Here is a 3,178-nt window from a genome sequence, read left to right on the forward strand (position 1 = left end):
AGGGATTTCCTGCCCTAGTAAGCGCATTAATTTTTCGCGGATAATTTCAGAAGCCATAAACTGATCGCTGCGATCCGTCACTTGTTCTGGCGGGAAATAAAACGGTGATTCCGGCATTAATTGGTGAACCTCTTGTTGTAATGTTCCTACTTGATCGCCCGTTTTAGCAGAAAGGGGAATAATCTTCTGAAAAGCGTATAAGGAAACAACTTTTTCTATTAACGGCAATAATTCAGTTCTATTTTTAATTTTGTCGACTTTATTAATAACAAGGAAAACCGGCGTCTCAATTTCTTTAAGATTATCTAACACCCACGTATCCTGCGATTCCCAATTCGGTTCGATGACGAATACAATAGCATCGACGTTTCTTAAAGTGCCGCGTGCACTACGATTCATGTATCGATTAATTGTTCGCTCTGTATCTGCGTGCAAACCTGGCGTGTCGATATAGATCACTTGGGTGTCTTTAAACGTTTTTACGCCAAGAATTTGATAACGCGTGGTTTGTGGTTTGCGAGAAGTAATACTAATTTTTTGCCCTAAGAGTTGATTTAACAATGTGGATTTACCGACGTTAGGGCGGCCGATAATCGCGGCATAACCACAATACTTTGGTTTCATTGTTCCCGCTCCGTCATACAACCCCCCTTTCTGTCATCTAACAAATCCAAAAACCGTTTTGCAGCAATTTTTTCGGCTCGTCTTCGCGTAGTATTGACGCCTTGGGTTTTGTGTGGTAACCCTTTCACATAGCAATTCACCGTAAAAGTTTGGGAATGTGCTTCGCCGGTTATTTTTACTTCGTAGATGGGAAGCGACAGCCTTCGAGCCTGCAACCATTCTTGCAAAAGCGATTTGGCATCTTTTTTAGGACTTAATTTAGATAAATCATCAACGCGTTCGCCATACCAATTTAATACACAGCGCTGACAGGTTTCCAAACCGGCATCGATATAAATTGCTCCCACAATCGCTTCTAAGGCATCTGCCAAAATCGAGCGCCGTCGTTTACCGCCGCTTTTTTGTTCGCCAAACCCAAGCTGCAAATATTCATTTATGCCCAATTTAGTCGAAATCTGCGCCAACTCATCGCCGTTCACCATAGAAGCGCGCATTCGGCTTAAATCTCCTTCACGCGCTTGTGGGCGTCGTTGATATAATTCCGATGCAATGATAAATCCCAAGACGGAGTCACCCAAAAATTCCAATCGTTCATTATTATCAGCGCTGCTGCTGCGGTGCGTTAAAGCAATTTTTAAAAGTTCTAAATTATTAAATTGGTGGCCTAACCGTCCCATTAACTTGTTAAGATGGTTCATATCAATTTTTGAAACTCCTATTAAAATGGATTTCCGATGCGATCCCACCGAACTTAATTAAGTAATTTACCCCACTCATCCAAATGCCAAAAGCCTTTCCAATTAAATCTCTTTCTGGGGCAAAACCCATTGATGACTGTCATCACTATTATCGCGATTATCTCCCATCATAAATAATACCTAGGCGGGCACAATCAAATTGTAATCTTCCGTCTCCCCACCCGCCGGGTGCACGTAAATTTTGTGTGCTTAACGCCATCCGGATTTTTCTCTTTAACATTCATTATGCACCAACAACCCAACGAACCCACGTCATTGGTTTTATAGAGGAAGTTTTGTTTTTGTTATTGGCCGTTGATGCAAAGCTGTTTATGTTTATAAACAATATGATCACCCGGTAAACCAATAACGCGCTTAACAAAGACAATTTTAGGATCTTTCGGCCGGCGGAATAAAGCGGTCTCTCCCCATTTTGGCTCACTGATCGGTAGGATTTTTTTAAGTACCGGCAAACGTAATCCGTAAGCAAACTGCTTAACAGCAATAAAATCCCCAGACATAATGGTCGGTTCTAAAGAACCCGTGGGAACATGATGGGGTTGAATAATGAAAGATCGCACCACCCACACGATTAACAAGATAGGAAAAAGGTTTTAGCATACTCAACGCCAAGTGAGGCTTTGGCTTTTGGCGATCGACGCTTTTTAGAAAAAGTTTATCAATAAAACTAATAACTCTGGTCAATATCACAGCAACTGTTAAACAAAATGCAAAACCTACTATCATTCGTTTTTTACTCTTAAAAAAACTGCCAGAAACGCTTCCTGAGGAATAGCCACCTTCCCCACTTGCTTCATTCGTTTCTTACCTGCTTTTTGTTTTTCTAATAATTTCCGCTTACGCGTTATGTCACCGCCATAGCATTTTGCCGTTACATTCTTACGCAACGCTTTCACCGAGGTTCGCGCAATAATTTTAGCGCCGATCGCTGCCTGTATGGCGACTTCAAACATCTGCCGCGGGATTAAGTCTTTTAAGCGTTCCGTCAACTCGCGACCTCGTGAATAGGCCAGATCGTAATGGACAATAGTAGCTAAAGCATCCACTTTTTGCCCACTAATCAGAATGTCTAATTTTACCAGATCCGCTACTCGAAAATGATTAAAAGAGTAATCTAGAGAAGCATAACCACGACTAGCCGATTTTAAGCGATCAAAGAAATCCAGTACGACTTCACTTAGGGGAATTTCGTAAGTCATGGAAATTTGATTACTCAAGTACAGTAGTTTCTTCTGCACTCCTCGCTTTTCAATGCATAAAGTGATGACCGCACCTAAATATGTCGGTGGAACTAATATATTAGCGATAGCGATGGGCTCGCGAATTTCACCAATTTTACCAGGTTCAGGTAAATGGCTTGGGTTATCGACATACAACATTTCACCTTGTTTAGTGAGAATCTCATAACTAACCGTGGGTGCCGTTGTGATCAGTTCAAGATTGTATTCTCGTTCTAACCGCTCTTGGACGATTTCCATATGAAGCACCCCCAAGAAGCCACAGCGAAAGCCAAACCCAAGGGCTTCGGAGGATTCCGGTTCGTAAAATAAAGCCGCATCATTGAGTCGCAGTTTGGCAAGCGCTTCTCGAAAGGGTTCATATTCTTCAGTATTGATTGGAAATAAACCTGCAAAAACTCGGGGTTTAACTTGTTTAAATCCAGGCAGAGGCGAGCCGGCTGATTGTTTGGCATGCGTGAGCGTATCGCCGACGGGCGCACCGAAAATATCTTTAATCCCCGCAACGACAAAACCGACGGCGCCCGCGCTTAATTCTTCTAACGGCTGGCGCTTGGG

At 42.6% G+C, this 3,178-nt stretch carries 3 protein-coding genes and 1 pseudogene; all 4 read right to left on the minus strand.

Going from position 1 to position 3,178, the window contains the following annotated elements:
- Positions 1 to 624, minus strand: a 624-nt coding sequence (era, locus tag FIV31_RS07435) for a GTPase Era (RefSeq protein ID WP_280124333.1), incomplete at its 3' end; no start/stop codon positions are given.
- Positions 621 to 1,322, minus strand: a complete 702-nt coding sequence (gene rnc / locus FIV31_RS07440; protein WP_280124334.1) for a ribonuclease III — start codon at positions 1,320 to 1,322, stop codon at positions 621 to 623. The genes era and rnc, both read right to left, overlap by 4 nt.
- Positions 1,323 to 1,375: 53 nt before the next feature.
- Positions 1,376 to 2,108, minus strand: a pseudogene (gene lepB, locus FIV31_RS07445) (signal peptidase I).
- Positions 2,105 to 3,178: translation elongation factor 4 (gene lepA / locus FIV31_RS07450; RefSeq protein ID WP_280124335.1), on the minus strand; the 1,074-nt coding region annotated here is incomplete at its 5' end. The pseudogene lepB and the gene lepA, both read right to left, overlap by 4 nt.

The organism is Coxiella endosymbiont of Ornithodoros amblus (genome assembly GCF_019425495.1).
Classification (GTDB): domain Bacteria; phylum Pseudomonadota; class Gammaproteobacteria; order Coxiellales; family Coxiellaceae; genus Coxiella.